This is a genomic window from Anaerolineae bacterium, assembly GCA_011176535.1.
GTDB lineage: Bacteria > Chloroflexota > Anaerolineae > Anaerolineales > DRMV01 > DUEP01.
The window spans coordinates 1-5,692 of sequence record DUEP01000081.1; the positions used below are offsets into that span (position 1 = coordinate 1).

Genomic DNA, 5,692 nt, shown 5'->3' on the forward strand with positions numbered 1-5,692 from the left:
CCGTGGCCGAGGAAACTTCGAAACCCAGCACCTCTTCGGCCAAAGCCGCTACCTTGCGGGTGGATACGCCGTGGACGTACATCTCGGCCAACACGATCCAGGCTGCCCGCTCGCTGCGCAACCCTTTGCTCAGCACAGAGGGGTAGCAAGTACCCTTACGTACCTGCGGCACCTGCAAGGCCAGGGGGCCCAACCGCGTCTTGAGGGTCTTGGGCTTGAAGCCGTTGGCCTGGTCGCGACGCGCCGGCGTCCGTTGGTAAGGTTCGGCTTGAAGATCGGCCTGACGCTCGGCCAGCATGAGCAAGTCGAGCCACCGCTCCATGAGCAGACGCAAACCATCTTAGGCTTCGGTAAACAGCAACGCTAACAGCGGGTCGGGTAGGGCATCATGCATCTGGTGAGCCATGGTGGTGCCTCCTTGTTTTGAGGTGAATCGCTTTCAAGCGATACCACCTGGCTCACTGTTTTTACAGAAGAAATGTTACACTACTCCTCGGCCCGCGCCTGACGGGCTTGGTGCAGCGCGTGCCCGAATCTACGCCCTGGCCGCCCGGCCGGGGCCCGTGCGTGAAGCCTTGTAGGCGTACACCGCGACCTCGTGAGCGAGTTGGTTGGTGGCCCAGGGTGTGCGCCGGGGGAGTGGCAGACCGCTGACCCCCAGGAGATGGCCCTGACCTGGCCGGCTCAGCTCGAGGGCCTGTTGTGGCTTTCGTGTAGCCATAAAAAGAAACCAAGAGTATGAAAATTTACGCAATTTTTGCGTTCGCCAGCCTTGACAAATCCACACTATGGCGTACACTCAAGAACACAAGAACAACAGAAACACCACGATCTCTCAACCTCAACAAAAACAAAAGGTGAAAACGGCTATGCCTTGTCCTCCTTGCGTTGCCCTGTGGGACATGAAGCAGAAGAAGGCCCGCACAACCCACGGCCACCGACCGGCTGGCGGGCCTTCGGCGTTTGGCAGATAACCGCCCTTGCTCAGGTACTTCTCCCGCCCTCCGACGACCGGTCGGAGGGCGGGTTTCGTTTAAACCCACCCTTTGAGGAGGTTCACGATGTGCCTATTGCCCCGTGTCGCCGTGCTGTACACCCGCCTGCGGGTGGAGGAGAAATGGCTGTTCGCCGCCCTGGAGCGCCGGGGGGTGCCCTACGAGCGGGTGAACGACCGTCAACTGAGCCTGATGCTACACGACCCCGCCGCCTGGCAGGGCTACGATGTGGTCATCGCCCGCAACTTGAGTTACACGCGCAGCCTGTACACCCTGCGCGTGTTGGACGCTTGGGGCGTGCCCACGGTGAACACCGCCGCCGTGGTAGAGACCTGTGGCGACAAGTTGCGCACCAGCGCTGCCCTGGCCGCCGCCGGGGTGCCACAACCGGCCACCGCCGTGGCCTTCACCCCAGAGGCCGCCCTGGAGGCCATGGAGCGGCTGGGCTATCCGGTAGTGCTCAAGCCGGTGTATGGCTCCTGGGGCCGTCTGCTGGCCAAGGTCAACGACCGCGAGGCCGCCGAAGCCTTGCTGGAGCACAAGGCCGCCCTGGGCTCCCCGCTGCACCAGGTGTATTACATCCAGGAGTTCATCCCCAAACCCGGGCGGGACATCCGGGCCTTTGTCATCGGTGACCGCGTGGTGGCGGCTATCTATCGTTACGCCGAGCACTGGATCACCAACACCGCACGGGGTGGGCGGGGAGAAGTGTGTCCGGTGACGCCGGAACTGGAAGCACTCTGCCTGCGGGCTGCCCGCGCCGTGGGCGGCGGTGTGCTGGCCCTGGATATCCTCGAACACCCCGACCGCGGCTACCTGGTCAACGAAATCAACCACAGCATGGAGTTCCACACCACCGTGCCGCTCACCGGCGTGGACATCCCCGGCCTGATCGTGGACTACGCCTTGCAAGTCGCCTGCACCGCCCAGGGCCCGGAAACCGCGGCAACGCTGGTCCCAGACGCCCTACCCATAGGGAGGTGAACCGATGTGGCAGCGCTATCGTCCCCGACCGCTGGAAATCGTGGACACCACGCTGCGGGAGGGCCAGCAGACTCCCCTGCTACACGACCACGGCAAGTACTTTTTGACCACCGAAGACAAACGCGACCTGCTCGCGGCGCTCATCCGCTACGGCGTCAAGTTCATCGAACTGTTCGCGCCGGTGGTGGGCCCCCGCGAGGCCGAGGACTTCGTCGCCCTGCGTCAGGTGCGCGACGAGCTCGCGCCTCAGTACGGCTACACCTTCCTTCTGGCCCATGTGCGCTGTCACCCGCGCGATGTCGAGGCCGCTGTGGCCGCCGGCTTCAACGGGCTCAACCTGTACTTCGGCATCTCGCCTCAGTCCCGCGCCTTCAACCACCGCAAGGACACCGAAACCATCATCTACCAGAGCCGCGCCTTGCTGGAGGACCTGCGCCGTGAACACCCCCATCTGGTGCTGCGTTTCAGCGGCGAGGACGCCTTCCGCACGCCCCTGGAGGATCTCTTTCAGGTGTACGACGCCGTTGCGCCGCTGGTCGACCGCCTGGGACTGCCCGACACGGTGGGGACGGCGACTCCCACCCAAGTGGCCAAGCGCATCCAGGCGCTGCGGGCGCGCTACCCCGATCTTCCGCTGGAAGTGCACTTTCACGACGACCGCGGCCTGGCGCTGGTGAACACCCTGACCGCCGTGCGTGCCGGTGCCCAGTATGTGAACACCACCCTGTTGGGCATCGGCGAACGCTCGGGCATTACCTCTATGACCGCCTTACTGTTCAACCTGTTCGTGGACGGCGACTACGATTTGGTGGACGGCTATCGGCTGCGGGCATCCTATCCCATCAACGTGCTGGCCGCCGACAAGTTACGCTGCTTAGTGCCCGCCAAAGAGCCAGTCAGCCTGACCAACCGCACCCACACCGCCGGGGTGCACCAGGGCGCCGTGCTGCGTCACCCCACCACCTACGAAGCCCATCCCCTGGAACTCTTTGGCGTGGACGAGCGCGAGATCCTCCTGGGGCCGCTTTCCGGCTGGAATGTGGTGCACTACTTCTTGCGGGAAATCCACGGCTTCCCGGTGGACGAAGCCACGGCCCGGGAGATCACCGTCCGCTTCAAGGCCTTGGCCTCCCGGATCTCAGGGGATGAACCCCCGGCCCAATTGCTGTTGCGCCTGGCCCGTGAGGAATTCCACCTGACCCCCGCGCCGCCGCCTCCGCCCCAGGCCCCTCGCCTGCTGCCGCCCCCGGCGCTGGGCCCCCGCGTGCAGGAGCGTATCCAATGACTTCTCCCCAGACTTTTGCCGAAAAGGTGCTCTCGCAGGCCATCGGACGGCCTGTGTACGCCGGTGAAGTGGTCGAAGTGACGCCCAACTGGCTGTACAGCCACGACAACACGGCAGCCATCCTGCGCATTTTCACCGAGGAACTAGGTGCCGAGGCCCCATGTTGCCCCGAGCGGCTCATCGTGGCCTTGGACCACGCCGCGCCGCCGCCCACCGCCCGCCATGCCCAGAACCAGGCCCGGGTGCGGGCCTTCGTGCGGCAGCACGGGATACGCCACTTCTACGATGTGGGGGAGGGGGTGGGGCACCAGCGCATCGCCGAACAGGTGCCCGTACTGCCGGGACACATTCTGCTTGGCGCCGACAGCCACACCACCACCCACGGCTGGCTGGGCGCCTTCGCCGCTGGGGTGGGGCGCACGGAGATGGCCGCCCTGTGGGCGACCGGGCGGATATGGCTGCGCGTGCCCGAGAGCGTCCAGGTGATCTTGCAGGGGCGGCTGTCCCCCGGCGTCACGGCCAAAGACGCCGCGCTGGCGCTTATCGCCGCCTTGGGGGCGGCCGCGGCAAACTACGCTGTCGTCGAGTTCACCGGCCCCGGCCTGGCTACCCTGGGGCCGGCCGAGCGCATGACGCTGACCAACATGATGGCCGAAATGGGCGCCAAATGCGCCGTCTTCCCTCCCGACGCCGTCACGCAGGCCTACCTGGCGCAACGCCGCCCGGACGCCGCCGTTTACCGTCCTGTGCTCCCCGACCCAGGGGGCCGGTACCGCCTGCGGGTGCAGTTGCACTTAGCGCGGGTGCGACCGGCGCTGGCCGGCCCCCATCGGGTGGACTACGCCCGGACGCTGGACGAAGTGGCCGGCACGCCAGTGGACCTGGCCTTCATCGGCACCTGTGCTGGCGGACGGTTCGAGGACCTGGCCGCCGCCGCGCAGGTGCTGCGCGGCCGTCGGGTCCACCCACGCACCCGGCTGTTGGTAGTCCCTGCCTCGCAGGCGGTGTACCGCCGGGCGTTGGCGACCGGTGTGCTGGCCACCCTGGTCGAGGCCGGGGCCATCATCGGGCCGCCGGGGTGTGGGCCGTGCATGGGCAATCATCTGGGTATCCCAGCTCCCGGCGAGCTGGTGCTCTCCACGGGGAACCGCAACTTCCGCGGCCGCATGGGCGAACCCGACGCCCAGGTGTACTTGGCCGCAGCGCCCCTGGTGGCCGAGGCCGCGGTGCGCGGCGAAATCCCCAGGGCCGGGCCGCATCCTGGGGGCGTGGCCCCTGCCGTGGAGATCCTGGAACAGCAGCCCTCCTCGGCGGGCGGATGGCGCCGTTTGCCCCCGGTCTCCTTCCAACCCCAGGGGAGGGTGTGGAAATACGGGGACCACATCGACACCGATCGCCTGTTCCCCGGCAAGTACACCTACACTCTGCACACGGCAGAGGAAATCGCCGCGCACGCCCTGGAGGACCTGGATCCTACCTTCGCCCGCCGGGTGCGCCCGGGGGATGTGGTGTTCGCCGGGGAGCACTTCGGCCAGGGGAGTTCCCGCGAGCAGGCGGTGACTGGCCTGGTGTACAACGGCGTGGCGGCGGTGGTGGCCCGGTCCTTCGCGCGCATCTTCTACCGCAACGCGCTCAACCGAGGGCTGCCGGTGATTGTGTGCCCACCGGCGGTGGAGGCGGCCCAGGCAGGCCAGCCGGTGCGGGTGGACTGGCGCGCCGGGGTGATCGACCTGCCAGCGGGACGGTTCACCTTTCCTCCGTTTCCGCCGGCGGTGCAGGACCTGCTGGCGGCGGGAGGGTTGATCCCCGCCCTGCAGCGATCCCAATGATAAGGAAACCTGCAAAGGAGAAAGAACGATGACGAAAGCGCACATCGTGCTGATCCCCGGCGATGGGGTGGGGCAGGAAGTCATCCCCGCGGCGGCCACGGTGTTGCGCCGCTTGCTGCCGGAAGCGACCCTCACAGAAGCGCCGGCCGGGTTTGCCTATTTTCAGCAAGTCGGCGAGGCGCTGCCCGAAGCCACCCTGACGCTGGCCCGACAGGCCGACGCCGTGCTGTTCGGGGCTACAGCCTCCCCTTTGCAGCCCACGCCGGGGTACCGCAGTCCCATCCTGGCGCTGCGGCAGGCGCTGGGGCTGTACGCCAATCTGCGCCCGGTGCGCAGCCTGCCGGGGGTGGGCCGTGCGGGGGTGGATATGCTCATCGTGCGGGAGAACAGCGAGGGGTTGTACTACAGCCCGGGCTTCCGCGCGGTCGATTGGGCGCTGAACAAGCGCATCATCACCCGCCGGGCCAGTGAGCGCATCGCCCACACGGCCTTTCGCTGGGCGCTGCGGCGGGCGGCGCAGCGTCGTCGTCCGCCTCGGGTGACGGTGATCCACAAGGCCAATGTGCTGCGCCATACGGACGGGCTCTTTCGGGAGGCCG

Annotated in this window: 5 protein-coding genes; 4 read left to right on the forward strand and 1 reads right to left on the reverse strand. The window is 67.0% G+C overall.

The window, feature by feature from the left end:
* On the reverse strand, positions 1–334 hold a 334-nt coding region (locus G4O04_07565; protein ID HEY58375.1), incomplete at its 3' end, for an IS256 family transposase.
* A gap of 727 nt (positions 335–1,061) precedes the next feature.
* On the opposite strand from G4O04_07565, the gene lysX reads away from it, so the two are divergent.
* The 4 genes from lysX to G4O04_07585 all read left to right on the forward strand — a co-directional run.
* The gene (lysX, locus tag G4O04_07570; GenBank protein HEY58376.1) at positions 1,062–1,979 is read left to right on the forward strand and encodes a lysine biosynthesis protein LysX; all 918 of its coding nucleotides are present in this window, start codon (positions 1,062–1,064) and stop codon (positions 1,977–1,979) included.
* Between the two features lie 4 nt (positions 1,980–1,983).
* Positions 1,984–3,264, forward strand: a complete 1,281-nt coding sequence (locus G4O04_07575; GenBank protein HEY58377.1) for a pyruvate carboxyltransferase — start codon at positions 1,984–1,986, stop codon at positions 3,262–3,264.
* Positions 3,261–5,093 carry a 3-isopropylmalate dehydratase/homoaconitate hydratase family large subunit gene (locus tag G4O04_07580; GenBank protein HEY58378.1) on the forward strand — a complete coding sequence of 611 codons (1,833 nt, stop codon included), beginning with the start codon at positions 3,261–3,263 and terminating at the stop codon, positions 5,091–5,093. Before G4O04_07575 ends, G4O04_07580 begins: the two co-directional genes overlap by 4 nt.
* A gap of 28 nt (positions 5,094–5,121) precedes the next feature.
* Positions 5,122–5,692 (forward strand): NAD-dependent isocitrate dehydrogenase (locus G4O04_07585; GenBank protein HEY58379.1); only part of this gene is annotated, 571 nt, incomplete at its 3' end.

Bases quoted from the DNA above. Each gene is read 5' to 3' on its own strand.
- G4O04_07580 (HEY58378.1), top strand. From the start codon at position 3,261: ATGACTTCTCCCCAGACTTTTGCCGAAAAGGTGCTCTCGCAGGCCATC.
- lysX (HEY58376.1), top strand. From the start codon at position 1,062: ATGTGCCTATTGCCCCGTGTCGCCGTGCTGTACACCCGCCTGCGGGTG.
- G4O04_07575 (HEY58377.1), top strand. From the start codon at position 1,984: ATGTGGCAGCGCTATCGTCCCCGACCGCTGGAAATCGTGGACACCACG.